The 26,536-nt window shown below is 60.9% G+C and carries 27 protein-coding genes; 18 read left to right on the top strand and 9 right to left on the bottom strand.

The genetic code is table 11. The features are described from left to right. The first annotated feature begins 6 nt into the window (after nt 1–6). The 12 genes from nosZ to ACN0VH_RS11885 all read left to right on the top strand — a co-directional run bounded on the left by nosZ (nt 7) and on the right by ACN0VH_RS11885 (nt 14,050). Entirely contained in the window at nt 7–1,920 is a 1,914-nt protein-coding gene (gene nosZ, locus ACN0VH_RS11940) for a TAT-dependent nitrous-oxide reductase (RefSeq protein ID WP_278923671.1), read from the top strand. A 5-nt stretch (nt 1,921–1,925) separates the two neighbouring features. After that, the gene (locus tag ACN0VH_RS11935; RefSeq protein WP_417700699.1) at nt 1,926–3,182 is read left to right on the top strand and encodes a nitrous oxide reductase family maturation protein NosD; all 1,257 of its coding nucleotides are present in this window, start codon (nt 1,926–1,928) and stop codon (nt 3,180–3,182) included. Then, on the top strand, nt 3,175–4,086 hold the full coding sequence (locus ACN0VH_RS11930) for an ABC transporter ATP-binding protein (protein WP_417700698.1): 912 nt from the start codon (nt 3,175–3,177) through the stop codon (nt 4,084–4,086). The genes ACN0VH_RS11935 and ACN0VH_RS11930 overlap by 8 nt, the downstream gene beginning before the upstream one ends. Continuing rightward, nucleotides 4,086–4,904 (top strand): ABC transporter permease, encoded by an 819-nt coding sequence (locus tag ACN0VH_RS11925; RefSeq protein WP_417700697.1) that lies wholly within the window; start codon nt 4,086–4,088, stop codon nt 4,902–4,904. The genes ACN0VH_RS11930 and ACN0VH_RS11925 overlap by 1 nt, the downstream gene beginning before the upstream one ends. Then, nucleotides 4,901–5,470 (top strand): nitrous oxide reductase accessory protein NosL, encoded by a 570-nt coding sequence (locus ACN0VH_RS11920; protein ID WP_278923674.1) that lies wholly within the window; start codon nt 4,901–4,903, stop codon nt 5,468–5,470. The genes ACN0VH_RS11925 and ACN0VH_RS11920 overlap by 4 nt, the downstream gene beginning before the upstream one ends. Then, nucleotides 5,467–6,360 carry an FAD:protein FMN transferase gene (locus ACN0VH_RS11915; protein WP_417700696.1) on the top strand — a complete coding sequence of 298 codons (894 nt, stop codon included), beginning with the start codon at nt 5,467–5,469 and terminating at the stop codon, nt 6,358–6,360. The genes ACN0VH_RS11920 and ACN0VH_RS11915 overlap by 4 nt, the downstream gene beginning before the upstream one ends. Nucleotides 6,361–6,637: 277 nt before the next feature. After that, a complete protein-coding gene (locus tag ACN0VH_RS11910; protein WP_278923676.1) occupies nt 6,638–7,663 on the top strand; it encodes a BMP family protein in 1,026 nt (341 codons plus the stop codon). 15 nt (nt 7,664–7,678) lie between these two features. Further along, entirely contained in the window at nt 7,679–9,223 is a 1,545-nt protein-coding gene (locus ACN0VH_RS11905) for an ABC transporter ATP-binding protein (protein ID WP_417700695.1), read from the top strand. Then, nucleotides 9,213–10,262 carry an ABC transporter permease gene (locus tag ACN0VH_RS11900; RefSeq protein ID WP_417700694.1) on the top strand — a complete coding sequence of 350 codons (1,050 nt, stop codon included), beginning with the start codon at nt 9,213–9,215 and terminating at the stop codon, nt 10,260–10,262. The genes ACN0VH_RS11905 and ACN0VH_RS11900 overlap by 11 nt, the downstream gene beginning before the upstream one ends. A 1-nt stretch (nt 10,263) precedes the next feature. Next, nucleotides 10,264–11,208 carry an ABC transporter permease gene (locus ACN0VH_RS11895; RefSeq protein ID WP_027241382.1) on the top strand — a complete coding sequence of 315 codons (945 nt, stop codon included), beginning with the start codon at nt 10,264–10,266 and terminating at the stop codon, nt 11,206–11,208. Next, on the top strand, nt 11,208–12,488 hold the full coding sequence (locus ACN0VH_RS11890; RefSeq protein ID WP_417700693.1) for an amidohydrolase family protein: 1,281 nt from the start codon (nt 11,208–11,210) through the stop codon (nt 12,486–12,488). The genes ACN0VH_RS11895 and ACN0VH_RS11890 overlap by 1 nt, the downstream gene beginning before the upstream one ends. Nucleotides 12,489–12,661: 173 nt before the next feature. Continuing rightward, nucleotides 12,662–14,050, top strand: coding sequence for an MATE family efflux transporter (locus ACN0VH_RS11885; protein ID WP_417700692.1), 1,389 nt, complete (start codon nt 12,662–12,664; stop codon nt 14,048–14,050). Nucleotides 14,051–14,129: 79 nt separating this feature from the next. Here ACN0VH_RS11885 and ACN0VH_RS11880 read toward each other — a convergent pair whose 3' ends face one another. From ACN0VH_RS11880 to ACN0VH_RS11840, 9 genes are all read right to left on the bottom strand, one after another. Next, nucleotides 14,130–14,819, bottom strand: a complete 690-nt coding sequence (locus ACN0VH_RS11880) for an ABC transporter ATP-binding protein (RefSeq protein WP_278923680.1) — start codon at nt 14,817–14,819, stop codon at nt 14,130–14,132. Next, nucleotides 14,816–15,580, bottom strand: a complete 765-nt coding sequence (locus tag ACN0VH_RS11875) for an ABC transporter ATP-binding protein (RefSeq protein ID WP_278923681.1) — start codon at nt 15,578–15,580, stop codon at nt 14,816–14,818. The genes ACN0VH_RS11880 and ACN0VH_RS11875 overlap by 4 nt, the downstream gene beginning before the upstream one ends. After that, nucleotides 15,573–16,556, bottom strand: a complete 984-nt coding sequence (locus ACN0VH_RS11870; protein WP_417700691.1) for a branched-chain amino acid ABC transporter permease — start codon at nt 16,554–16,556, stop codon at nt 15,573–15,575. Before ACN0VH_RS11870 ends, ACN0VH_RS11875 begins: the two co-directional genes overlap by 8 nt. Nucleotide 16,557: 1 nt before the next feature. After that, nucleotides 16,558–17,478 carry a branched-chain amino acid ABC transporter permease gene (locus ACN0VH_RS11865; protein WP_278923683.1) on the bottom strand — a complete coding sequence of 307 codons (921 nt, stop codon included), beginning with the start codon at nt 17,476–17,478 and terminating at the stop codon, nt 16,558–16,560. 60 nt (nt 17,479–17,538) lie between these two features. Continuing rightward, complete coding sequence (locus tag ACN0VH_RS11860) at nt 17,539–18,675, bottom strand: ABC transporter substrate-binding protein (RefSeq protein ID WP_417700690.1); 1,137 nt, start codon at nt 18,673–18,675, stop codon at nt 17,539–17,541. A gap of 395 nt (nt 18,676–19,070) precedes the next feature. Beyond that, nucleotides 19,071–19,769 carry a GntR family transcriptional regulator gene (locus tag ACN0VH_RS11855; RefSeq protein WP_278923685.1) on the bottom strand — a complete coding sequence of 233 codons (699 nt, stop codon included), beginning with the start codon at nt 19,767–19,769 and terminating at the stop codon, nt 19,071–19,073. Further along, complete coding sequence (gene argE / locus ACN0VH_RS11850; protein ID WP_278923686.1) at nt 19,770–20,924, bottom strand: acetylornithine deacetylase; 1,155 nt, start codon at nt 20,922–20,924, stop codon at nt 19,770–19,772. Between the two features lie 4 nt (nt 20,925–20,928). Further along, entirely contained in the window at nt 20,929–22,113 is a 1,185-nt protein-coding gene (locus tag ACN0VH_RS11845) for a M24 family metallopeptidase (protein ID WP_278923687.1), read from the bottom strand. Between the two features lie 510 nt (nt 22,114–22,623). Continuing rightward, on the bottom strand, nt 22,624–23,037 hold the full coding sequence (locus ACN0VH_RS11840; protein WP_278923688.1) for an Rrf2 family transcriptional regulator: 414 nt from the start codon (nt 23,035–23,037) through the stop codon (nt 22,624–22,626). 118 nt (nt 23,038–23,155) lie between these two features. Here ACN0VH_RS11840 and ACN0VH_RS11835 point away from each other — a divergent pair, with 118 nt between their 5' ends. From ACN0VH_RS11835 to ACN0VH_RS11810, 6 genes are read left to right on the top strand one after another with little or no spacing between them, the layout of a single operon-like run. Then, nucleotides 23,156–23,293 carry a hypothetical protein gene (locus ACN0VH_RS11835; protein ID WP_417700689.1) on the top strand — a complete coding sequence of 46 codons (138 nt, stop codon included), beginning with the start codon at nt 23,156–23,158 and terminating at the stop codon, nt 23,291–23,293. Further along, on the top strand, nt 23,294–23,782 hold the full coding sequence (locus tag ACN0VH_RS11830; RefSeq protein ID WP_417700688.1) for a hemerythrin domain-containing protein: 489 nt from the start codon (nt 23,294–23,296) through the stop codon (nt 23,780–23,782). A 28-nt stretch (nt 23,783–23,810) separates the two neighbouring features. Further along, on the top strand, nt 23,811–24,332 hold the full coding sequence (gene ubiT, locus ACN0VH_RS11825) for a ubiquinone anaerobic biosynthesis accessory factor UbiT (protein WP_278923711.1): 522 nt from the start codon (nt 23,811–23,813) through the stop codon (nt 24,330–24,332). Continuing rightward, on the top strand, nt 24,329–25,327 hold the full coding sequence (gene ubiU, locus ACN0VH_RS11820) for a ubiquinone anaerobic biosynthesis protein UbiU (protein WP_278923691.1): 999 nt from the start codon (nt 24,329–24,331) through the stop codon (nt 25,325–25,327). The genes ubiT and ubiU overlap by 4 nt, the downstream gene beginning before the upstream one ends. Before the next feature lie 5 nt (nt 25,328–25,332). After that, entirely contained in the window at nt 25,333–26,244 is a 912-nt protein-coding gene (gene ubiV, locus ACN0VH_RS11815; protein ID WP_417700687.1) for a ubiquinone anaerobic biosynthesis protein UbiV, read from the top strand. 19 nt (nt 26,245–26,263) lie between these two features. Further along, entirely contained in the window at nt 26,264–26,518 is a 255-nt protein-coding gene (locus tag ACN0VH_RS11810; RefSeq protein ID WP_417700686.1) for an NnrS family protein, read from the top strand. Nucleotides 26,519–26,536: the final 18 nt, after the last annotated feature.

The raw sequence follows: 26,536 nt of genomic DNA, 5'->3' as shown, positions 1-26,536 counted from the left end.
GACATCATGTCTGAAGAAGAGAGAACAAACCTATCGGTAACCCGTCGTGGCCTGCTGGGGGCAACCGCTACCGGTGCCGCCCTCGCCGCCACTGGCGTTGGCTCCTCGATGCTGGGCGCAGGCCCTGCCCAGGCCGCCGGCAACAAAGCCAGCCTGGCACCCGGAGAGCTTGACGAATACTATGGTTTCTGGTCCTCGGGGCAAACTGGCGAACTGCGCATCATGGGTGTGCCCTCCATGCGCGAATTCATGCGGATTCCCGTGTTCAACCGGTGTTCTGCCACCGGTTGGGGCCAGACCAATGAATCGATGAAAATCCTGACTGAAGGCCTGCTGCCCGAGACCAAGGAATTCCTCGCGGCGAATGGCAAGAAAACCTACGACAACGGCGATTTGCACCACCCGCATATGTCCTTCACCGACGGGTCCTATGATGGCCGTTTTCTGTTCATGAACGACAAGGCCAATACCCGCGTGGCGCGGGTACGCTGCGATGTCATGAAATGCGACAAGATCATCGAAGTCCCCAACGCGCATGACATCCACGGCCTGCGGCCGCAGAAATTCCCCCGCACGGGTTATGTCTTTGCCAATGGCGAACACGAGGCACCGCTGGTCAATGACGGCAAAGTGCTGGATGAACCATCGGAATATGTGAACATCTTCACCGCCATTGACGGCGACGAGATGGAAGTGGCCTGGCAGGTGATTGTCTCGGGCAACCTCGACAACACCGATTGCGACTACCAGGGCAAATATGCCTTCTCGACCTCCTACAACTCGGAAATGGGCATGAACCTGGCCGAGATGACCGAGAGCGAGATGGACCACGTCGTGGTCTTTAACCTGAAGGAAATCGAAAAAGGCATCGCAGCCGGCGATTATCAGGAATTGAAAGGCGTCAAGGTTGTCGATGGCCGCAAGGGTGCGGGCAACAAATACACCCGCTACATCCCCATCCCCAACTCCCCCCACGGTGTGAACGCGGCCCCAGACAAGCGCCACATCATGGTCAACGGCAAACTGTCGCCCACCGTTTCGGTGATTGATGTCGAAAAACTGGACGATCTGTTCAACAACGATGCCGATCCGCGTTCTGCCATCGTGGCCGAACCAGAGCTGGGCCTTGGGCCACTTCACACCGCCTTTGATAACAAAGGCCGCGCCTACACCACCCTGTTTCTCGACAGCCAGGTGGTGAAATGGGACATTGCCAAGGCGATTGAGGCCTATGCTGGCGGAAATGCCGACCCGATCCTTGAAAAGATCGACGTGCATTACCAGCCGGGTCACAACTCCACCTCGATGGGGGAAACCTCCGAGGCAGATGGCAAATGGCTGATCTCGATGAACAAGTTCTCGAAGGACCGCTTCCTGAACGTCGGGCCGCTGAAGCCCGAGAACGAGCAGCTGATCGACATCTCTGGCGATAAGATGAAGATTGTCCACGATGGCCCAACCTTTGCCGAACCCCACGACAGCATCATCGTGCACCGCTCCAAGGTGAACCCGGTGAATGTCTGGGATCGGAACGACCCGATGTGGGCGGATGCACGCGCCCAGGCCGAGGCAGACGGTGTGGATCTTGACGACTATCAGGAAGAGATCATCCGCGATGGCAACAAGGTCCGCGTCTATATGTCGAGCCAGGCGCCAAACTTCAGCCTCGAGAGCTTTAGCGTCAAGCAGGGCGATGAGGTCACCGTCTACGTCACCAACCTGGATGACATCGACGACCTGACTCACGGCTTCTGCATGGCCAACTTTGGCGTCGCAATGGAGGTTGGCCCGCAGGCCACAGCCTCGGTCACCTTTATTGCCGAACGTCCCGGCGTACACTGGTTCTATTGCCAGTGGTTCTGCCACGCGCTGCACATGGAAATGCGCGGTCGGATGCTCGTCGAACCTCGGGGGGCCTAAGCAAGATGCGCTGGCTCCTGCTTATAACCCTGCTGATCGGGGGCGCCGCGCGCGCCGCCGACTGGCAGGTCCCCCATCGGGCGGGGGCCATCGCGGATACCCTCATGCAGGCGGCAGACGGGGATACCCTGTTTCTGGCGCCTGGCACCTATTATGAAAATCTGGTCCTGGATCGTCCTGTCACGCTGGATGGCCAGGGTCACGCCATACTGGATGGCAGCCAGCAGGGCAGCACCGTCACCGTCACCGGCCCCGGCGTCATCATACAGGGCATCACGGTGCAGGGGTCCGGTTCGGACCATGAAACAATCGACAGCGGCATTCAGCTGACCAAGACCGCCAAGGCCCCGGTGGTCCGCAACAATATCCTGCTGGGGAACCTTTATGGGGTCGACATCCACGGGGCGCGCGATGCCGTGGTGCAAAACAATGTGATCAAAGGTCGCCAGGATCGCCACATGAACCGACGCGGCAATGGTATCTATGTCTGGAACGCCCCCGGAGCGATCGTGGAAAACAACGATATTCGCTGGGGGCGCGACGGCATTTTTGTCAATTCCTCCAAGCGCAATATCTATCGCGGCAACCTATTTCGCGACCTGCGTTTTGCGGTGCACTACATGTATGCCGACAATTCCGAAGTCTCGGGCAATGTCTCTATCGGCAACCATCTGGGCTATGCGGTGATGTTTTCCACCCGCGTCAAGGTCACCAACAATATCTCTTTGAATGACCGCGATCACGGCGTGATGCTGAACTACACCAACAAGGGCATTATCCGGGGCAACTATGTCAAGAACGCCCGCAACAAATGCACCTTTCTGTACAATTCGCACAAGAACGAATTCTCTGACAACTGGTTCCAGGGCTGCGCCATCGGCATCCATTTCACTGCCGGCAGCGAAGGCAACAAGATGGCCGGCAATGCCTTTGTCGGCAATCGCCATCAGGTCAAATACGTCGCCTCCAAATGGGTCGAATGGTCCCATGAAGGGCGCGGCAACTACTGGTCCGACAATGCAGGTTTTGACGTCGATGGCGATGGCATTGCCGATAGCCCCTACCGGCCCAATGACAGTATGGACCATGTACTTTGGACCCAGCCTGCCGCCAAAATGCTGATGGGTTCGCCTGCGGTGCAACTGGTGCGCTGGTCGCAATCCACCTTTCCGGCGCTGCTGCCCGGTGGCGTGATCGACAGCGCCCCCCTGATGCGCCCGGTGAAACCCGCAGTGGCCAACAAGGTTGAAGAAAATGACTAAAACAGCTGCCTCCCCGGTTCTGGAAATCAAGGGGCTCGACAAGTTTCGCGGCAAGACCCAGGTGCTGCACGGCATTGACCTTTGCGTAAACGCAGGGGAGCGCCTGGCGCTTTTGGGCCATAACGGCGCAGGGAAATCCACCCTGATCAAGGCGGTTCTGGGGCTGATCCAGGCCGAAGGCGGCAGCATCCAGATCTGCGGTGCCCGCCCCGGCAGCGCGGCGGCGCGGTCTGATACCGCCTTTTTGCCCGAAGCGGTCAGCTTTCACCCCGCCCTGACAGGCCAGGAACAACTGACGATGTTTGACCGGCTGATGGGCGCAGGTGGGGATGTGAACGCCCTGTTGCAACGGGTTGGTCTTGGCGATGCAATGCAGCGCCGCATCGACACATACTCCAAGGGCATGCGCCAAAGGCTTGGCCTGGCGCAGGTGCTGCTGGGGCGACCGAAACTGGCGCTGCTGGATGAACCAACCAGCGGGCTGGACCCGATTTCCCGCCAGGATCTCTACGCCATCATTGATGAGCTGGCCGCCAAAGGCACCGCCGTGCTGATTGCCTCGCATGCGCTGACCGAAGTCGAAGCGCGCACCGATCGCATTGCCATCCTGCGCCAGGGCGCCAAGGTGGCGGATGACACGCTGGACAACCTATCGCGCAGGGCCGGTCTGCCGGTAAGGCTGCGGCTACAGACAACGGGGCCGGATGCCGATCAGGTTGCGCGCGAAACCGGCGGGCGGCGCATCAATGGTGCCTCGGTCGAGATCATCTGCACGCCGCAAGACAAGATGGCCGAGCTGCGCCGCATTGCCAGCATGGGCGACACGGTCGTGGACATCGACATGCAGCCCCCCCGGCTGGAAGACCTCTATCGCTACTATTCAACCCAAGAGGAGCAAAGCTGATGCGTATCCTCGCAATTTTCCGCGCCGAAATGCTGATCCTGCGGCGCAATCTATGGATTGTCATGGCTACGCTGATCATGCTGGCCTTTGCACTGGCGCTGTCCTTTGCCGGCTCTGCGCCGACGGGGACGCTGGGGGTTGATATGCTCACCGTTTCGGTTGCTTCGATGACGACGCTCTCGGTCTATCTGGCACCTCTCTTGGCGCTGATGATGGGGTTCGACGCCATTTCCGGCGACCGGGATCGCGGCTCACTGGCGCTCTTGCTCAGCTATCCCGCCGGGCGTGCCGAGATCCTGTCCGGCAAGTTTCTGGCGCATCTGACCGCGCTGAGCATCGCCATGACCATCGGTTTTGGCGCGGCTGGTGCCTGCGCGGCCTGGTTTGGCGGCGCAGGCGCCGAAAGCCTGATCGCCCTGGCGCGCCTGATCCTGACCTCGATCCTGCTCGGCGCGGTTTTTTTGCTGCTGGGCTATTGCCTGTCGGCACTGTCGGGCAGCACCACTGCTGCGGCGGGTCTGTCAGCCGGGCTCTGGCTGATCTTTGTGGTGCTTTACGATCTGGCCCTGCTGGGTGCGGTGGTGATGGACAGCGACGGAATCTTTACCCAACAGCTGTTTCCCTGGGTCATGGTGGCCAACCCGGCCGATGCCTTCCGTCTGTGGAATATCGCCGCCTCTGAAAGCGTCGCCCTGACCAGTGGCATGGCCGGTGCCGCCGCCAGCCTGCCCGCCTGGGCCGCGCCGCTCTCGCTCCTGCTCTGGCCCGTGCTGGGCTTTGCCCTGGCCCGCACCGCATTCCAAAGGCTGGAACCATGAAACCACTTCAACACATCTCTGCACGCCCCCTGCCCAGCAGCCTGACCCGCAGCATGTGTCTTGTGCTGGCCTGCCTGGCGCTATCCGCCTGCCAGGAAGAAGAGGCCAAAGCAGCGCCAGAACCCATCGCCTTGACCGAAACAGCGCTGAGCTATTTTTGCCAGATGAACATCGCCGAACATGGTGGCCCCAAAGGTCAGGTTCACCTAAAAGGGCATCCCGCCCCGCTGTTCTTTGCCCAGGTGCGCGATCTGCTGGCCTATCTCAAGGGGCCCGAGCGCGAGGCCGATATCACCGCCGTTTATGTCAGCGATATGGGCGTCGCCAAAAGCTGGGACAGTCCCGGCCCTGGCAACTGGATCGCTGCCGCTGACGCTATCTTTGTGATAGACAGCCCGGTGGCCGGCGGCATGGGGGCACCCGAGATCGTGCCCTTTGCCCAACGCGCCGACGCCACTGCCTTTGCCACCCGGTACGGCGGTTCCCTTGCGACCCTTGATGAAATCCCCGCCGAGACCGTCCTGGCCCCCGTCGATCTAGATCTGATACTGGAGACCCCCTCATGACTTCCCGCCTGCCCCGCCGCCGGTTTCTTGCCATTTCCGCCGCCTGCCTGGCCGCTGGTCCGGTTACCGCCGCAGCGCATCAGGCGCGCTGGCAGGGCCGCGCAATGGGGGCTTCGGCCCATATGGTGATTTCCGGCCTCCCCCAAAGCGCAGCAGCCCCGATTTTTGCCAAGGTCGAGGCCGAATTGCTGCGACTGGAAGCCATCTTCAGCTTGTATCAGCCGGGCGCGCAGCTGGTCCGGCTCAATGCGCAGGGCCATCTGCGCGCGCCCGCACCAGAACTGCTGGATGTGCTCAGCTTGTCGGCAAGCCTGAATACGGCAAGCCACGGCGCCTTTGACCCCAGCATTCAGCCGTTGTGGCAGGCGCTCGCCCTTGGTCAGGAAACAGCTGCGGCTCCGCTGGGTTGGCAACATCTGCGCTATGACAGCCAGGAAATCCGTTTTCTGCGTCCTGGCATGGCGCTGACGCTCAATGGCATTGCCCAGGGCTATATCACCGATAAAATTGCCGATTTGCTGCGGGCCGAAGGACTGCAGAACCTGCTGCTGGACATGGGCGAGATTGCCGCCATGGGGCAGCGCCCAGAAGGACGGCCATGGCAGGCCGGTATTGTATCGCCAGACGGCGATCTGCGCGCCCGGCTCAGCCTGTCGGATCGCGCCCTTGCCACCTCGGCGGCGGCGGGTACACTGGTTGGCAACGGCACAAGCCATATTCTGGATCCGCGCAATGGCGAGGGCGCGCAGCCCAGCCGCCTGGTGTCGGTCAGCGCCCCACGGGCGGCCCTGGCGGATGGGCTGTCGACCGCGCTCTGCCTGTTGCCCAAACCCGCCGCCCCGGCCGTGATCGCCCAGTTCCCCGGTGCCCGATTGGAATACAGCAGCTAAACCGCATGGCTGGCGTCTACAGGCGCGCAGGTCGCGCCACAGGTCGCACAACCGGGCTGGCACAGGGAAACCTGGCCAGCGCGCCACACTGTTCAGGGCGTAAATCTGTGCAATTTACGCACAAGCGCTGATGCGGCGCTCCTTAGTGTGCAACAAATGATCAATCTTCCCAATATGATGCAAAAATGGGTAAAGCTTCCTTGCCTTAACCGCCCGGAATTTTTACCCTTTGGACAAGATCCGCCAAGGGTCGGCCAATCAAACCGGGGATAGCTTTATGTCAAAATCGATTTTGGGCGCAGTATCGCGCCGTCATTTTCTAGCCACCAGCGCTGCCACGGCCCTGACAGCGGGTCTGGGCCTTTCTGCAAGCAAAGCCTTGGCGGCAGAGCCGATCAAAGTGGCCGGCATCTACACAGTTCCGGTAGAACAACAGTGGGTCAGCCGCATCCATGTTGCCGCTCTCGCTGCGCAGGACCGTGGCGACATCGCTTACAGCTACTCTGAAAACACCTCGAATTCTGACTATTCCCGCGTCATGCGAGAATATGCCGAAAGCGGCTACACCTTGATCATCGGCGAAATCTTTGGCGTCGAAGCCGAAGCACGCGAAGTTATGGCCGATTACCCGGATGTTGCCTTCCTCATGGGCTCTTCCTTCAAAGAAGACGCGGCGGTACCAAACCTCGCAGTTTTTGACAACTACATCCAGGATGCCTCTTACCTATCGGGCATCGTGGCAGGCGCCATGTCCAAGACCGGCAATATCGGCATGGTTGGCGGCTTCCCGATCCCCGAAGTCAACCGCCTGATGCATGCCTTCATGTCCGGCGCGCGTGAAATGAACCCCGATATGAAATTCCAGGTCTCCTTCATCGGCTCCTGGTTCGATCCGCCAAAAGCCAAGGAAACAGCCTTTGCAATGATCGAGAACGGCGCGGATGTGCTCTATGCGGAACGGTTTGGCGTTTCGGATGCGGCCAAGGAAAAGGGCCTGCTGGCCATTGGCAATGTGATCGACACCCAGTCGGATTACCCCGATACGGTTGCCGCCTCGGCGCTGTGGCATTTTGAACCAACGCTGGATGCCGCCATTGCAGCGGTCAAAACCGGGAGCTTCACCGCCAAGGACTACGGCCCCTATTCCTATATGGCCAAGGGCGGCTGTTCACTGGCCCCCTACGGCACCTTTGAAGGTAAGATCCCGCAAGAGGCGCTGGATCTGGTAGCCCAGCGCACCCAGGCGATCAAGGATGGCTCCTATACGGTGGCCATTAATGATGAAGAGCCAAAATCCTCTTGATCTGGGCCTGATCGCATGAACAACACAACAAAGGCGCAGGTTGTCCTGCGCCTTCAAGGTATTACCAAACGCTTTGGTCCGGTCACGGCCAATGAAGGCGTGAGCTTTGATTTGCATCGCGGCGAAGTCATTGCCCTGCTGGGCGAAAACGGTGCCGGCAAGACCACGCTGATGAACATCCTGTTTGGCCAGTACACCGCGGATGAAGGCTCGGTTGAATTGTTTGGCCAGACGCTGCCCCCCGGCGCGCCCCGTGCAGCGCTGGATGCGGGCGTCGGCATGGTGCACCAGCATTTCACCCTGGCCGACAACCTGACCGTCTGGGAAAATATCGTACTGGGGGTTGATCCTCTGACCGCGCCGCGTCTCAAGCCTGCACAGGCCAAGGCCCGCATTCGCGCCCTGTCGGATCAGTTTCACCTGAAGGTGGACCCCAACGCCAAGGTGGGCCGCCTCACCGTTGGTGAACGCCAGCGGGTCGAAATCCTGAAAGCCCTTTACCGGGATGCCAAGATCCTGATTCTGGATGAACCCACCGCGGTGCTGACCCCACAAGAAGCAGAGGCGCTGTTCGCCACTCTGCGCGAGGCCATCGCAACCGGGCTGTCTGTCATCTTCATCAGCCACAAGCTGCACGAAGTCATGGCGATTTCGCACCGGGTTGTGGTGCTGCGCCACGGCAAACTGGCGGCCGAACGCGCCACCAATCAGACCAATCGCGAAGATCTGGCGGCCCTGATGGTCGGCTCCGAAGTCAGCTCTCCCAGCATTGAAACCGCCGCGCCCGGTGCGCCGCTGCTATCGCTGCGCCGGGTCACCACCCCGGATCAGGGGGCCGCGCCCGGGCTGAAATCCCTGAACCTGGAACTGGCGGCCGGTCAGATCATCGGATTGGCCGGCGTCTCTGGCAATGGCCAGGCCGCCCTGTCGGATCTGTTGTCAGGGCTGATCACCCCAGCCAGCGGCGAGATGCAGCTGAACGGCACAGAGGTTCAGCGCTGGACGCCGCGCACCGCCATCGCCAAGGGCATCGCCCGCATTCCCGAAGACCGCCATAAAACCGGCACCATTGCCGATTTCGACCTGACCGAGAACGCGATTCTGGAAACCTATGCCAGCCGCTTCAGCCGCCGAGGCTGGATGAACTGGGCAAAGGCGCGCGCCTTCACCAAGGATCTGATCAATACATACGATGTGCGCTGCCCCGGCCCCGATATTCGCATTCGCCTGCTGTCTGGCGGCAATATGCAAAAGCTGATCCTGGGCCGCGTGCTGGAAGAGGCACCGCAGATCATTCTGGCCAACCAGCCAGTGCGCGGGCTTGATATTGGGGCGGTGAACTATGTACATGGCGCATTGGCCAAGGCCCGTGATCGTGGCGCGGCCGTGCTGCTGATATCCGAGGATCTGGATGAAATCATGCAACTTTCCGATGTGATCCATGTGATTTCTGAAGGGCGGCTCAGCCCCGGTTTTGGCCGCGGCACCATGCGCCCCGAAGATCTGGGGGCCTGGATGGCCGGCCATGGGTTTGACGCGGGAGCGCCAAATGCGGCTTGAACCGATTGCCGCCCCCAGCCCCGCCCGTCGCATTGTGCCGCCCCTGCTTGCGCTGCTGGCCACCTTCGCGGTGGCAACGCTGCTGGCGCTGATCGCCGGGGGCAATCCCTTTGCCGTCTTTGGCCTGATCGTGAAAGGCGCCTTTGGCTCCAAATTCGCCCTGCTGGAAACGCTCAACAGTGCCACGCCGCTGATCTTTACAGGGCTGGCCATTGCCGTGGCCTTTCGCGCCAAACTGTGGAACATCGGTGCCGAGGCGCAGCTTTATGCCGGGGCAGTGCTGACTGTGGTGCTGGGCACCGGGGCGCTGGGGCTGCCTGCCTATCTGATGCTGCCGCTTTGTGCCATCGCCGCAATGTTTGCCGGTGCCACGCTCTTGCTAGGGCCGGCGCTGCTGAAGACCCGGCTGGGCGTCGATGAGGTGGTCACCACCCTGTTGTTCAACTTCATCTTCTTGCTGTTTGTTTCCTACCTGCTGGAAGGCCCGCTGAAAGACCCGATGGGCATGGGCTGGCCAAAATCGGCCCGACTGCTGCCAGAGGCCCGCTTGCCACGTCTGGTCGAAGGGCTGCGGCTGCACTGGGGCTTTGGTCTGGCCTTGATCGCGGCACTGCTGGTCTGGGTGATCAACACCCGCACCACGCTGGGCTATGAGATGCGCGCCGTCGGCCAAAACGCCGAAGCCGCCGGTTTTGCCGGCATTCCAGTCACCAAAGTGATCCTCAAAACCGCACTCTTGTCTGGCGGGCTGGCAGGGCTGGCCGGCTTTTCCGAGGTCTCGGGCCTGAAGGGGGCGCTTACGCTCGATCTGTCACCCGGCTTTGGCTACACAGGCATCGTGGTTGCCATGCTGGCCCTGTTGCATCCGCTTGGTGTGGTGGTCGCGGCGCTGTTTGTGGCGGCGATCTTTGTTGGCGCCGACAGTATGAGCCGGGCCGCCGGTGTCCCCAGCTATATTGCCGATATCATGCTTGCCTCGGCGCTATTGTTCATGGTGCTGGCAATCCTGCTGACCAAATTCCGTGTGCGGAGAGACTGATATGGATCTGTTCGACATTCTGCTCTCGGCCAGTTTCTGGGCCGCCGCCATCCGCATTGCATCGCCCTTGATCTTTGCCACCCTGGGCGAGCTGATCTGCGAGCGCGCCGGGGTGCTGAACCTTGGCATCGAGGGCATCATGGTGGCAGGCGCCTTTGCCGGCTGGATTGCGGTCTGGGCGGGTCTGCCGCTGTGGGGCGGTGTGGCGGTGGCGATGCTCACCGGTATGATGCTGGGGCTGGTACATTCCATCCTCAGCGTGCCCTTTGGGCTCTCGCAGCATGTGGTGGGCATTGGCCTGACCCTGCTGGCCACTTCGCTGACCTTCTACACCTATCGCGTGGTCCTGCCCGAGGTATCATCGCCGCCCAAAATCACCGCCTTTCAACCCTATGAAATTCCACTGCTGTCGGATCTGCCGCTGGTTGGCCCGGCGCTGTTTTCGCAAACGCCGCTGACCTATGCCGGGTTTATCCTTGCGGCGCTGACGGCGCTGGTGCTCTACCGTACCCCGCTGGGGCTGGCGGTGCGCGCCGCCGGAGAGAACCCCGCTGCCGTGGCCGCACAGGGCCTGTCGGTGACCGCAATCCGCATGGGGGCGGTGATTGTTGGCTCTGGCTTTATGGCTGTGGGCGGTGCGTTTTTGACCCTTTCGGCCTTTGACAGCTTCTTTTTCGATATGGTGAACGGGCGCGGCTGGATCTGTATTGCACTGGTGGTCTTTGGCGCCTGGAAACCCGGCAAGGCGGTGATGGGCGCCATTCTGTTTGCCGCCTTTGATGCGCTGCAAATCCGCCTGCAACAGACCGGCATTGGCGCCGTGGTCCCCTATCAGGTCTTTTTGATGTTGCCCTATTTCCTATCCATTCTGGCCCTGGTGGTGATGTCACGCCGCGCCGAGATCCCAGCGGCGCTGATGGTGCCCTTCAACAAGGGAGAGAGATGATGTTTGACCTGCTGATCAAGGGTGGCACCCTGCCCGACGGCACCGCGCGTGATATTGCAATCACCGGAAATCGCATTGCCGCAATCGAACCACGGATCGAAGCCAGCGCCAAAGAGGTGATCGACGCCACTGGCGACCTGGTTGCGCCCCCCTTTGTGGACCCGCATTTTCACCTGGACGCCACCCTGTCCTACGGTCTGCCACGGGTGAATGCCTCTGGCACCCTGCTGGAAGGCATCTCGCTGTGGGGAGAGCTGCGCGATCAGGCCACGGTTGATGAGATGGTCGAGCGGGCCCTGACCTATTGTGACTGGGCTGCCAGCCTCGGCCTGTTGACCATCCGCAGCCATGTGGACACCACGCCGGATCACCTCAACACCGTCACCGCCATGCTGGAGGTGCGCGAAAAGGTGAAAGACTACATCGACCTGCAATTGGTCGCCTTCCCACAAGACGGGCTGTACCGCAGCCCCACGGGGCGCGAAAACCTGCTGCGCGCACTGGATATGGGCGTCGAGGTTGTCGGTGGCATCCCGCATTTTGAGCGCACCATGGCCGATGGTGCCGCTTCGCTACGCGACCTATGCGAGATCGCTGCCCAGCGTGGCCTGATGGTGGATATACACTGCGACGAGAGCGACGATCCCCTGTCGCGCCATATCGAGACCCTCGCCTATGAGGCCCAGCGGCTGGGACTGCAGGGGCGGGTTGCCGGGTCGCATCTGACCTCGATGCATTCGATGGACAATTACTACGTCTCCAAACTGCTGCCGCTGATCGCCGAGGCCGGGATCTCTGCCATCCCCAACCCGCTGATCAACATCGTGTTGCAGGGCCGCCATGACAGCTATCCCAAACGGCGTGGGCTGACGCGGGTAAAGGAAATGCAGGCGCTTGGCATCCCGGTTGGCTGGGGTCAGGACTGCGTGCGCGATCCCTGGTACTCATTGGGCACCGGCGACATGCTGGACGTGGCCTTTATGGGGCTACATGTGGCGCAGATGACCCACCCGGATGAAATGGCCCGCTGTTTCACCATGGTGACCGAGACCAACGCGCAGATCACTGGTGCGCAGGACTACGGGCTCAAGCGCGGCGCGCAGGCCTCTTTGGTGGTGCTGGACGCGGCCAATCCCACCGAGGCCGTCCGCCTGCGCCCCGCCCGTCTGGCCGTCGTGGCAAAGGGCAAGGTAATCGCCCGCAGCCCCCGTGGTGATGCCAAACTGTCACTGCCCGGTCGCCCGACCTCAGTACGGCGGCGTCATAGCCCCGGGGCTTGACCCCTCAGCAAATGCAGCCTAGCTAAGAGGCAGGCCGTAGACGCCTGCCTCCCGCTGACGCTTTGTCTTGGTAAAGCTCTACAACGTCCAATGACGATCTCTTTCCGCCAATCGCGCGGATGGCAACGCGGGTCCCATCTTCACCTAGGCGATTGACTTGAGAGATATGGGATATGACTGACACCCCTACCAATACCTTCACCAATGGCCCATTGGGGGCCATCTATGTCAAAACTGCGCTGCCGATCATACTGGTGATGGGCATGAATGGCCTGCTGTCAGTGACCGATGCGCTGTTTCTGGGCATCTATGTCGGGCCGGATGCGCTGGCTGCCGTCACCTTGATGTTTCCAATCTACATGCTGATTGTGGCGCTTTCGACGCTGGTCTCAAACGGCATGTCCAGCCTGCTGGCGCGGGCCTTTGGGGCGCAAGACCTTACCCGCGCGCGCGGCATATTTGCAGGCGCGCATGGGCTGGCGCTTGGCCTTGGGCTGGCGCTTGTTGTTCTGTTCTTCTTTCTCGGCCGCCCCATGGCGCTGCTGATTGCCGGGGGGTCAGAACACTTGGCCCAGATGGGACTGATTTACCTGCAAATCACCGTGTTTTTCTCCCCCCTGCTGTTTGTGCTCTCGGTCAATTCGGACGCGCTGCGCAACGAGGGGCGGGTTGGTTTTATGGCACTGATGAGCCTGCTGGTCTCGCTCGCCAATATCGGCTTCAACTATGTGCTGATTGCCCTGCTTGATATGGGCGTGGCCGGGTCGGCCTATGGCACGGCGGCGGCGCAGGCGCTGGCCTTTGCCATCATCCTGTGTTTCCGCCTCATCGGCCCAACCGAGCTGCGCCCGGCAGTGCCGCTGCGCAATTCCATGCTGCGCCACTGGGGGCGAATTCTGGCGCTGGGGGCACCGCAAAGTCTCAACTTTCTGGGGCTCGCGCTGGGGTCTGCGGCGATCATCACGGCGCTGCAGTGGTTTGGCGGTGCCAACTATCCAGACACGGTATCGGCCTATGGTATCATCACCCGCGTTATCACCTTTGCCTTCCTGCCGCTTTTGGGCCTGTCCTTTGCGATGCAGACCATCACCGGCAACAACTATGGCGCAGAGCTGTGGCACCGCTCTGATGCCAGCCTGCAGATCGCGCTGGTCGCCGCCTTTGTCTATTGCACCCTGGTCCAGGTGGTGGTGATGAATTTGCCGTCGCAGATCGCCGGTGCCTTTGTCGAAGACCGGGCCGTGATTGCCGAGGTGGCCCGCATCCTGCCGGTGATGACCTGTGTTTTCTTCCTGATGGGGCCGCTGATGATGATGGCAAGTTATTTTCAGGCCATCGGCTCTGCCACCAAAGCCGCCATTCTGGGGCTCAGCAAGACCTACGCCTTTGCAATCCCGCTGACTTTTCTGCTGCCGCTGCTGTTTGGTGAAATCGGTGTCTGGTATGCAGGACCAATGGCCGAAGTCATGCTGGCGGCACTCACCCTGCTGGTGCTGTGGAAATTGGCCCGGGAAACCCGGCTGCGCTGGGGCTTGTTCCAGCCCAAAGGCCACCAGAGCTGACGCGAGAAACGGGGCGATAGGCAGGTGTTTTGCCTATCGTCCCGCTTTATACATTTAGCAGACGACCAAGGGTCAGGTCTCAAACCCCAAGGAAGCGATCGGTCAGATCCGGCGTCAGCGCCATCATGTCCCCGGCCCAGACAGTCTGCCCCTTGTTCAGGATCACCGCCTTGTCGGCCACTTGGGCCAGCTCTTTCAGGGTTTTGTCCACCACCAGAATAGCCATGCCGGTTTGCGATTTCAGCTGGGCTATGGCGGCCCAGATTTCCTGCCGCACCACAGGTGCCAGGCCTTCGGTCGCTTCGTCCAGAATCAACAGGCGCGGGTTGGTCATCAACGCGCGGCCAATCGCCAGCATCTGCTGTTCGCCGCCCGACAAGGACGCCGCCTTCTGGCTGCGTCGTTCTGCCAGACGCGGAAACAGCGCCGCAACCTTGTCAAAGGTCCAATCGCCTGGGCGGGCGGCTGCGGTCAGGTTTTCCTCAACCGTCAGCGGTGCAAAACACCGTCGTCCTTCGGGCACCAGACCAATGCCCAGCCGGGCAATCCGATGCGATTTCATCTGCCGCAGATCCGCCCCGGCGAACTCCAACTCGCCAGCAGACGCAGCAAGCATGCCACAGATCACCTTGATCGTGGTGCTTTTGCCCATGCCATTACGCCCCATCAGGGCCAGAACTTCGCCCTCACCAATCGACAGATCGACGCCAAACAAGGCCTGCGAGGGACCGTAAGAGGCGTTCAGCCCCCGAACTTTCAACAGGCTCATGTCAGCTCCTCTTCGCCAAGATAGGCGCGGCGCACCTCTGGATTGGTGCGAATTTCATCTGCCGTGCCGGTGGCGATGACCGTCCCGTAAACCAGCACCGATATACGGTCCGCCAGGGCAAAGACGGCGTCCATATCATGTTCCACCAACAGGATCGGTGCCTCTTGACGCAAACCATCCAGAAACCCGGTGAGCTCTTTCGAGCCACTGGCCCCAAGCCCCGCCATGGGTTCATCCATGAGGAACAATCGTGGTTTCAGAGTCAGTGCCACAGCCACCTCTAGCTGGCGGCGCTGCCCATGAGACAGATCGGCAGTACGCGCCTGTGCGGCGGCTTCCAGTCCCACCCGCGCCAAGGATTCATGCGCGGTATCGAGCAACGCCTTGTCCTTCATCACATTGCGAAACAGCCCCAGGCCACCGCCGCGCGCGCGACGCGCGCCCAGGGCCCCCAGCACCGCATTTTGCAGCACCGAGAATTCCATTGCCAGCGATGAGATTTGAAAGGTCCGCCCCAGCCCCATGCGCGCCCGCGCCACGGTATCCAGTGCGGTTACATCCCGGCCCAGCACCTCTATCCGGCCGGCATCCGGCGTAAGCCCGCCCGAGATCTGCTTGATCAGGGTGGATTTCCCTGCGCCATTGGGACCGATCAGCGCGTGGATTTCTCCCGGGCGCAGGTCAAGCGAAACATCATTGCTGGCCTTGAGCGCGCCAAAGCTTTTGCTCAGATGTTCGACCTTCAGAACCAGATCAGTCATGTGCAACCTCCCGGCCCAAAAGCGCGCCAATCAGCCCGCCACGGGCAAACAGCACCATGCCCAGCAGCAAAAGCCCCAGAAAGATCTGCCAATATTCGCTGATCCCGCCAAGAAGGTGTTCAAGCAGGATATAGACCGCCGCGCCCACCAGCGGACCATACAGCCGCCCCACCCCGCCAAGAATGACAAAGATCATGATCTCGCCACTGGTGTGCCAGCTCAGCATCGTCGGGCTGACAAACCGATTGAGATCAGCAAACAGCGCCCCGGCCAACCCGGTGATCGCGCCCGAGATAACAAAGGCCATGAGCCGCAGCTTGAACGGGGTCAGCCCCACGGTTTCCACCCGTTCTTGCGATTGGCGCGCCGCAGACAGGGCCAGCCCAAAGGCCGATTGCGCCAGACGCGCCGCGAACCACAGCGCCAGACAGAGAATGACAAAGGTGACGCCAAAGAACTGGATCGGATCAAGGGTATTCAGCCCCGGCATTTCATTGCGCACCCAGATCGACAGCCCGTCTTCGCCGCCATAGGCGGACCAGCTGATGGCGAAGTAATAAAGCATCTGCCCAAAGGCCAAGGTGATCATGATGAAATAAACGCCCGAAGTGCGCAGAGACAACGCCCCGATCACCAGCGCCGCGGCGGCGCTTGCCAGCACGGCCACCAGCCAGATCAGCGGCATCTGATTGCTGCCCTCAAACAAAAACGGCCAGGTAAACAGCGGCTCATAATTCTGCGCATGGGCTGCCAGAATGCCCATGGCATAGCCGCCAATGCCAAAAAATGCCGCGTGGCCCAGGCTGACCAGGCCGCCCAGGCCCAGGGCGATGTTCAACCCGACGCCCGCCAGCGCCAGGATGGCAACCTTGGTGGCCAGTGTGATGACAAAGGGTTCGTCCATGGCCAAGGCCAAAAGCGGCACCGCCAGCAGGGCCAACAGCATCGCTGCGTTGAAAAACTTTTCGCGCCCCATCTTATGCGCTCCCCCCGAATAGGCCGGATGGGCGTACCAAAAGCACAGCCGCCATCAGGATATAGATCAACATAGAGGCCAAAGAGGCCCCCAACGAGGCAGCAGCAGCAGGCTCCATCAAGAGCGCGAACAGCCGTGGCAGGAACACGCCGCCAAGGGTATCCGTCAACCCCACCAAAAGCGCGCCAACCAGCGCCCCCTTGATCGAGCCGATACCGCCAATGACGATCACCACAAAGGCCAGGATCAGCACCGGCTCCCCCATGCCCACCTGCACCGACTGGATTGCGCCAACCAGTGCGCCTGCCAGCCCCGCCAGCGCAGCGCCCAGCGCAAAGACCAGGGTATAGAGCTTGGAAATATCAACGCCCAGTGCCGCGATCATCTCGCGGTCGGCTTCGCCTGCGCGGATCTGCACGCCAATGCGGGTGCGGGCAATCAGCCAGAACAAGCCAGCGCCCACCATCAGGCCAATCACGATGATCGCCAGACGGTAGAGCGGATACTGAATGCCCCCCGGCAGCGTCACCGGACCGGACAGGTAATCCGGCACATCCAGAAACAGCGGGAAAGAGCCAAACAGCCAGCGGGTGCCTTCGGAAAAGATCAGGATCAGCGCAAAGGTCGCCAGGACCTGGTCCAGATGGTCGCGATCATACAGGCGACGGATGACCGTGACCTCGACCAGCGCACCGGCAGCAGCAGCAGCGGCAAGACTGGCGATCAGCGCCAGCACAAAGGATCCGGTCCAGCCCGCGACAGCGGCGGCGGCAAAGGCCCCCACCATATACAGCGCGCCATGGGCGAGGTTGATCAACCCCATGACACCAAAGACCAGCGTCAGACCAGCAGCCATCAGGAAGAGCATGACCCCGAACTGTAACCCGTTCAGGACCTGCTCAAGAATGAGAATAAGAGACATGGGGGTTTCTTTCCTTGGGTCGGGGCCGCGCCACAGCGCGGCCCCACCGTTCAAGGTCTATTACATATTGCACTCGGATGCGTAGGCATCCGCGTGATCGGTCAGGCCAGTGGCAATGATCTTGTTGGTAAAGACATCGCCTTCCTGGATCACTTCGCGCACATAGATGTTTTGCACCGGGTGGTGGTTGTTGCCAAATTTGAAGTCACCACGCACGGAGTCAAAATCAGCCGCTTCCAGGGCCGCGCGGAAGGCGTCCTGGTCCTTGACATCGGCCTTGTCCAGCGCACTGAGGATCAGATTGGCAGTATCAAACCCCTGGCTGGCATAAAGCGACGGCAAACGGCCGTATTTGGCCTGGAAGTCAGCAACAAAGGCCACATTGGCCGCATTGTCGATATCCTTGTTCCACTGCGAGGTGTTCTTGATGCCCAGCGCCGCGGCCCCAACCGCCTGCAGGATACCCTGATCAAAGCTAAAGGCCGGGCCAACAACCGGCAGGTCCACGCCGCTGTCGGCATATTGCTTGAGGAAGGAAATCCCCATGCCACCGGGCAGGAAGAAATAAACTGAATCGGCACCCGATGCCCGGATCTGCGCAATCTCGGCAGCGTAGTCGGTCTGGCCCAGCTTGGTGTAGATTTCACCCGCCAGTTCCCCGCCATACATCCGCTTGTAGCCGGTCAGCGCATCCTTGCCCGCCGGATAGTTCGGCGCCAGGATAAAGCTGTTTTTCAGGTCGGCATCATTGGCATAGGCCCCTGCCGCTTCGTGCAGGTTATCGTTCTGCCAGGCGACGTTGAAATAGTTCTTGTGGCAGCGCTTGCCAGCCAGCGCCGAAGGCCCGGCATTGGGCGAGAGATAGAACACATCCTGCGCCGTTGCTGCTGGCACCACGGCCATCGCCAGGTTCGACCAGATGATGCCGGTCATGATATCCACCTTTTCAGACTGGATCATGCGGTCGGCGATCTGTACCGCGCTTTCTGGTTTGCGCTGGTCGTCCTCAATCACCACCTCGACATCGTCGCGGCCTGCGGCTTCAATCGCCAGCATAAAGCCATCGCGCACATCCACGCCCAGCCCGGCACCGCCGCCGGACAGGGTGGTAATCATGCCGATCTTGGTCTCGGCCTGGGCCGCCAGGGCCAGCGTCGACACAGCCGTTGCCACTGCAAGTGATTTTAGAATTTTCATGTCTTACATACTCCCATAGTACTTCAGGTTTTCGCCCCGCGTTGGCCGCAGGTGCATGGCGTTACTATTCCCGCATCCGACGGGCGGCGCCAGTTATTCTTGCCCCATTCCGCGCGCTCTCTGGCGGAGCCTTGGCCGGACAGGGGCCCCGCAGTCTATCGCGGGCAGATTTTGAAGAAACTGTAAGCGGCATCCTGCTTTTGTTTCAAGGTTAAAATATTAAACCCTAAAATACAGCCTGTCTTACAGCCTGTCTTACTGGCAGGAAATCTGCCAGCGCCAGCGCAGAACGCCGGGAAAAAGACTGGCAGCTGCGATGCAGAAATGCGCAGGATTGCAACGGCCTGCCCCCAACGCAGGCAGCGCGATAAATCCCGCACGAAGGGTGCAGCGCTTCAGCGGGCCTTTTGCTGTAACCGGTTAAAACTCATAGAAATATGCGCGCGCTGAATATGCGCCACCGCTTCGACATCGCCCGACTTCAAGGCGCATTGGATGGCCTCCAGCTGATGTTGGAAGATCTTGAACTCCTCTTCCAGATCCAGCTGCGCTTCCTCTGCCGCCCTCAGCCAGAGCCGCTTGGTCTGAAAATACAGCCGCTCCAGCGTCTGGCGCAGCGGCTGATTGGCTGTCAGCTCTTGCAGGGTTAGAAATACATCGATGTCAAACTGGGTAAAGGCCCGTGCCGTGCCACTTTGTACAATGGCCGCGCCACGCAGGACCAATTGATCAAAACGGGCAATATATCCGAAATCCGGCGGCACCGGATCCAGCCGCCCGGTCATGGCCGTCAGCTCCACCCGTAGTCGGTAGACCTGTTCCAGCGCATCAAAATCCGCATCGGTCACCAGCGTCCCCACCCCGTGGAAGGACTGCACCAGACCCTCATCCTCGAGCCGGGCCAGAACCCGGCGAATCGGCGTGCGGCTGGTGCCGAATTCTTCCGCCAGGGCTGCCTCGGAAAGGCGCATCCCCGGCAGATAATCGAGCAGGCAAATCCGCTGACGGATTTCATGGTGCATCAGGGCATGACGATCCCGCACCGTCAGCCCCTCATCTGCCAATGCCTCTTGCGTCGAAGGAGGCTGGGTCACCTAAAGATATCCCCCAAGTTTCTGTAGCACGGATAGGCATTGATCCAGCTGATCCAGGGATAGATACTCATCCGCCTTATGCGCCTGATTGATTGAACCTGGGCCACAGACCACCACATCCATGCCCATAGCCTGGAAAATGCCGGCCTCGGTCCCAAAGGCGACCAGATCGGCCCCATTGGCCCCGGTGAGTTCGGACATGATACGGCGGGCCTCATTCTCGGCCATAGGCTCCAGCCCTGCCACTTCGCCAATGGTTTCCACCGTGATATCCGCCTCGGGATAGATCTGGCGCATCTCTGGTAAGAGCTCTTCTTCGCAGAGGCGGCGCAGCGCGGTTTTGACAAAATCCGCGTCACGGGCGCAGACCGGGCGCATTTCCCAATCGACCTGTGCCTTTGGGGCGATCACATTATAGGCCACACCACCCTGCATCGCCCCCACATTTACCGTCGTCCAAGGCGGATCAAATCGGCTGCCAACAGGGGCCATGCCGCGCAGGCGCTGTTTCAGCTGCAACAGTTCTGACACATAGCGCACTGCATATTCCACCGCGTTGACGCCAAGGTCGGGGGCAGAGCCGTGCCCAGGCAGGCCATGGAAATGGGTGCTATACTCATAGCAGCCTTTGTGCCCCTCGATCACCCGCATCTCGGTTGGTTCTCCGATGATGGCAACGCCGGGCAGTATCCCGCGCGCTGCCAGATCTTCGGCAAGATGCTGCGCGCCCAAACAGCCGACTTCCTCGTCGTAGGTAAAGGCAAAGTGGATTGGCCGGGCATTGACCTGGGTCGCATAGATCGGCGCCATGGCCAGGGTCGCCGCGATAAACCCCTTCATGTCGCAGCTGCCGCGCCCATAAAGCCGCCCGTCGCGCTCCTCCATATTGAAGGGGTCGCTGCTCCAGTCCTGATCCGTGACCGGCACCACATCGCTGTGCCCCGACAGCAAAATCCCACCGTCGACTTCTGGGCCAAGGGTCGCAAAGAGATTGGCCTTGCGACCACAGGGCGAGGTGGTGAAATCGATCTTGGCACCACAATCGTCCAGCAGGCCTGCTGCATAGGTGATCAGCGCCTGATTGCTCTCGCTCGAGACCGAGGGAAAGGCAATCAGATCATTGAGAATTTCCCGTGTGCGGGCATGCAGCTCCATCGCATCAGTCCTTGACGAAGAGCTTACGCTCGATGTTGCACAGCGGCTCGGCCGATCCGGTTTCGGTGATCAAGATGGTCTCGGTGGTTTCCAATCCCCAGGTATCCATCCAGAGCGCGGGCATGAAGTGGAACACCATCCCCGGCTCTAGCACGGTTTCATCCTCGCTACGGATAGACGCGCTGCGCTCGCCCCAGTCTGGCGGATAGCTGAGACCGATAGGATAACCGCAGCGCCCTTCCCGGTGGATGCCATGACTTTTCAGCACGCCGACAAAGGCATTGGCAATGTCACAGGTGCGATTTCCCGCCCGCGCCGCCTCTAGCCCGGCAGAAATTCCTTCCAGCTGGGCTGCCTCGGCATCCAGCACCTCTTGTGGGGGTTTGCCCAGATAGACCGTCCGGGATAGCGGCGCATGATAGCGACGGTAGCAGCCGGACAGCTCAAAAAAGGTGGCTTCCCCCTCTCGCATCGGGGCACCATCCCAAGTCAGATGGGCAGCGGTGGCATCCAGCCCCGACGGCGTCAGCGGCACAATCGCCGGATAGTCACCCCAGAGATCATCAACCCCGGTGATGCCGGCATGATAGATATCCGCCACCAGATCATTCTTGCGCAGGCCAGGCTCGGCCCGGTCGATCGCGGTAGACATGACCTTTCCCGTGATGCGCGCCGCCTTGCGGATAAAATCGATCTCGTCGTCGGATTTTACCAGGCGCTGCCAGTTGACCAATGCAGTGGCATCCAGAAGATGCGCCTGCGGCAAGGCCTCGGCCAGCACCATATGCGCCTTGGCAGAGTAGTAGTAATTCTCCATCTCGACGCCAATTCGCGCCCCGGCAAAGCCCAGCCGGGTGATATGTTCAGCCAGATCCTGCATCGGGTGACACTGGGTTGACTGCACATAATGGTCGCCATAGCCAAAGATCTGGTCCGCCCCCATCCAGCAGGTGCGCCCGGCACCAATACTGTCCATATGGCGCCCCCACCAGATCGGCTCTCCCTCCAGCCCCAGCAGGACCCCCTGATGCACATAAAATGACCACCCGTCATAGCCAGTCAGCCAGGCCTGATTTGACGGATCAGTGACAAAAAGCAGCTCGATCCCCGCCTGCTGCATGGCAGCGCGGGTCTTGGCAATTCGGCGGGTATATTCAGCACGGCTGAACGGGGCGTTTCCTGGGGCCAATGAGGTGTCCTTTCGAACATAGAATTTCATGATGTGTACAACACCAGTGATGATTTGGTGTTTGATAGGAATTACTGGCACAATTCACTATAAACGCAAGTGATTCATTTCGTGTTGTACACAAATTTACCGATTACACGTGACGGCTCTCAAACACATCCTGCCAAATAGCGACAGCCGGAACCACGAGGATGGCCTGGCGCGCTATTGCTCAGCGATGGGGATACGGGATGGTGCGGCACCCGCCTGGTGAGAAAATACAGCATGAACGGACACGAAGCCGCCACTGAGCCTATGGAAGATGACTCTTTCCGCATGCTTAGATGCATAGGGAGGAGCGCCAGAACATCGAGGCGTGGGTTCTAAGGGCTCTCGATACAGAAATGCTGCAACAAAGGGAAAGGATCAAACAGAAGACATTCCAAGCACGACGCTTGCACCACAGCCAACGTGCCGACCCAGCAACGGCCCCCGCGAAGCTATCTGAATCGTGATGGCACTGGCGGTGTGTCAGGCGTTTTCTGGGCGGTAGATGCAATCGGCAAGCGTGCCCCGGTTCAGATCGGCAACAAAGGCTGCTTCGGCCTGGGCAAGCCGCGCCTTCAATCGGCAATGCGGCGTCAGGGTACAGGCGTTGCCACTGACTGCGAAACATTCCACCAGAGCCTGATCGGCCTCAAGACGGGCAATCACATCCCCCAGCCGAATATCTTCGGCAGGATGCGCAAGGGTTGCGCCGCCGCCACCGCCCCGGCGGGTTTGCAGATACCCCGCCCCCGCAAGAGCCGAGATCACCTTGGCCAGATGATTGCGAGAGACACGGAATTCGTCGGCCAGTTCAGCCGTGGTGAACGGCCGGTCGGGGTCACCCGCCATCCGCATCAACACACGCAAGCCAAAATCGGTGAAAGAGGTGAGGCGCAAGGTCGCAGTCCTGATTTGGTAATTGATATGCCTATTCAGCGGGTGGTATGCGCATCCTAACTACCAATTCGCCGCGGCGCATGCAAGGCCGGGCACCCAGCCCTAGAAAGAGCCTGCGATGAACGATCTCTCTGCCCGCCAAGCCCCGCAGGAAACCGGTGCCCTGTACCCCCACCTGCCCCCGGAAGAAGACACGATCCTTGCCTGGTGCCGCAGGGCTATCGCCCCCGATACGACCCAGACAGAGGAGCTGTGAATGCACGACCCTGCAACTGATGCCCTGACAGACGTCCAGACCGAGGCACTGATCTCACATATCCGCACCCGCTATCACGATACGCACCGAAGAGAATTCCCGGATCTGATCAGGCTTGCCCGCAAGGTCGAGACCACCCATGCCACAGACCCCAACACGCCACATGGCCTCACCCATGCGCTTGAGGTGATGATTGCAGAGCTTGAGGCACATATGCACGAAGAGGAAGAGATCATCTTTCCCGCCGCCCGCACCGGGGCTGCCGGGCTTGCAACGGCGGCCATTCCCGGCCTGCGCAGCGCCCATGACGCGCATGAGGCAGCGCTGAACCAGATCGCGGCGATCACCCATGGCTTCCGGCTGCCCCTCAACGCCTGCCGGAGTTGGCGGCGCCTTTATCACGGGCTCGGCAAGCTGGCCGAAGATCTGGACGAGCATATTTACCTCGAGAACGAGGTGCTGTTCCCGCGCCTCGGAACGCAGGCATGACTGCCGAACGAAAGGATCGAAATTGAGCATGATCAGCGAAACGCCGCGGCCGTCGCGGCCCGGCGAAGGGGCGGTGGCGCGTTTGTCCTGCCTGGCACTTCAGCCGATCCTGTCGCGTATCGTGCGCCGGATCGCAAAGAAGCATTCTTCACTCTTTGCACGGCTTGGGCCGCACCAGACAACAGACTTCCTGATCGATCCGGTGGAACTGCCCTTCGCGCTGCATCTGCGCCCGGACCCGCAGGCGCTGGTGTTCCGCGCCGTGCCCCGCCATGCGGCACCGCAGGCAGGCGCGGTGATCCGGGGCCGTTTCCTGCTGCTGCTGGAACTGGTCGATGCCGAAGAGGACGGCGACGCGGCCTTCTTCTCGCGCGATCTGGAGGTTTCGGGCGATACCGAAGCGGTGGTACGGCTCAGGAATGCGCTCGACGATATGGAGGACTCGCTGGCCGAGGAAACCGCCGGAATGTTCGGCCCGCCAGGCCGGGCGATCCTGGCCCGGTTCAGGCGGGCCTATCTCAACACCAGCACAGAAGAAGAAAACCCATGAGCCTTGCTGAACTGATCTGCCCGGCTGGAACCCCTGCCGCCCTGCGCACGGCTGTCGATGCCGGTGCCGATGCCGTCTATTGCGGGTTCCAGGACGCCACAAACGCGCGCAATTTTCCGGGGTTGAATTTCACCCCCGACGAACTTGCCGCCTCTGTCAGCTATGCGCATGCAAAGCGCACCAAGGTCCTGTTGGCGCTGAATACCTATCCGCCTGCAGGCAAGGTCGATCTGTGGCGCCAGGCCGCCGACACCGGGGCGCGGCTGGGGGTCGATGCCTTTATCGTCGCGGACATGGGGGTGGCCGACTACATCGCCCGCACCCATCCACAGGTCCGCCTGCACCTGTCAGTCCAGGCCGCCGCCTCCAGCCCCGAGGCAATCCGGTACTACTGCGAGAGTTTTGGCGTCAAGCGCGTGGTGCTGCCCCGTATCCTGACGATCCCGGAAATCCGCCAGATCCGCGGGGAAATCCCCTGTGAGATCGAAACCTTCATCTTTGGCAATCATGGACTGATGGTAGAGGGCCGGTGCAGCCTGACCAACTATCTGACGGGGCAATCGACCAACATGGATGGGGTCTGCTCGCCCGCGTCCGACGTCGAATATGCCCGCCACGCCGATGGCTCGATGGCCTCGCAGCTTGCGGGTTTCACCATCGACCAGTTTGGCCCGGACGAAAAGGCAGGCTACCCGACAATCTGCAAGGGGCGCTATACCGCCCCCAACCGGCCCCAAGGCTACTACGCCTTTGAGGAACCGGTAAGCCTGAACCTCTCGCGGCTCTTGCCCGAACTGATCGAGGCAGGGGTGCATGCCTTCAAGATTGAGGGGCGACAGCGTTCCAAAAGCTATGTCCGCGGTGTGGTGCGGGCCTTTCGGGCTGCGGTGGACGACATCAAGGCAGGACGTGAGGCGAATATCGCCGACCTGGTCGCGCTGACCGAGGGGCAGAAACAGACCCAGGGCGCCTTCGAGACGAAGAAATGGAGATAACCCTGATGACAAAATTGACGCTCGGCCCCGTCGCCTATCACTGGTCCGCCGAGATGCGCCGAGATTTCTATGCCCGCATCGCTGACGAGGCCCCGGTGGACGAGGTCTATCTCGGCGAAGTGATCTGCTCCAAGCGCGCCCCCTTCCACGAACCCGACCTGCCCGCGACGATCGAGCGGCTGCAGAGGGCTGGCAAGCTGGTGATCCTCTCGACCCTGGCCGAGGTAATGCTGAAGCGAGAGCGCAAGGCAACCGAGGATCTGGCTGCGATGGAGGTGCCCGAAATCGAGATCAACAACGCGGCGGGCCTGTTTGCGCGGGGCAAACGCCCGCACCGGATCGGGCCCTTCATGAACGCCTATAACGAAGCGACAATCGCATGGATGGCCCGGCAGGGGGCGACCCATATCTGCCTGCCCAGCGAAATGCCTGCCCCGGCCATCGCCGCCGCCGCGCAGGCCGCGCGCCATCTTGGTCTCGGCGTGGAAGTCCAGGCCTTTGGCCGCGCCTCGCTTGCGGTTTCGGCGCGCTGCTACCACGCCCGCGCCCATGGCCGCACCAAGGACAACTGCCAGTTCGTCTGCGAAGAGGACGCCGACGGGATGCCGCTGCGCACACGTGACGATCAGCCAATCCTGCGGGTAAACGGTATTCAGACCCAATCCGAGAGCTATATCGATCTTCTGCCCGAAACTACGCGTCTGGTGTCAGAGGGGGTCACCCATCTGCGTCTGATGCCGCAGGCGGTCGATATGGTTGCCGTCGCACAACTATTCCGCGATGTGCTGGACGGCAAGATACCAATGGCTGAGGCCGATAGCCAGCTGGCAGAACTGAGCGGCGATACAGGCCTGAGCAACGGCTTCTATCATGGCGCGGCAGGCTATCGTCGCATCGCCATGGCCGCGCCAGTGTGACTGCGACAGCGGCAAGCCGATGTCAGCGCCACACCGCGCCCTGTTTCTGACGGGCGGCGCCTGGGCAATTGTAGCCGTCGCGCTGGCCAACTGGGACACAGGATTTAAAATCCCCAAGTCTCCGCTGGGCAGCTTGGTCGCTTGGCACGCATATGAAATGGTCTTTGACTTCGCCGCCGTCATGTTTGCCGGCTACGCCTTGACCGCAATGACAAGCTGGCGCGGCAAACCAACCCTGTCGCGGCTGGCGCTAGCGGTCTTGCTGTCGCCCTGATGTCTGGCGCGAATACAG

The organism is Pseudophaeobacter sp. (assembly GCF_048267565.1).
GTDB classification, from domain to species: domain Bacteria; phylum Pseudomonadota; class Alphaproteobacteria; order Rhodobacterales; family Rhodobacteraceae; genus Pseudophaeobacter; species Pseudophaeobacter profundi.
The sequence above is the reverse complement of the archived record's forward strand: the minus strand, read 5'-3'. Positions and strand labels throughout refer to the sequence as shown.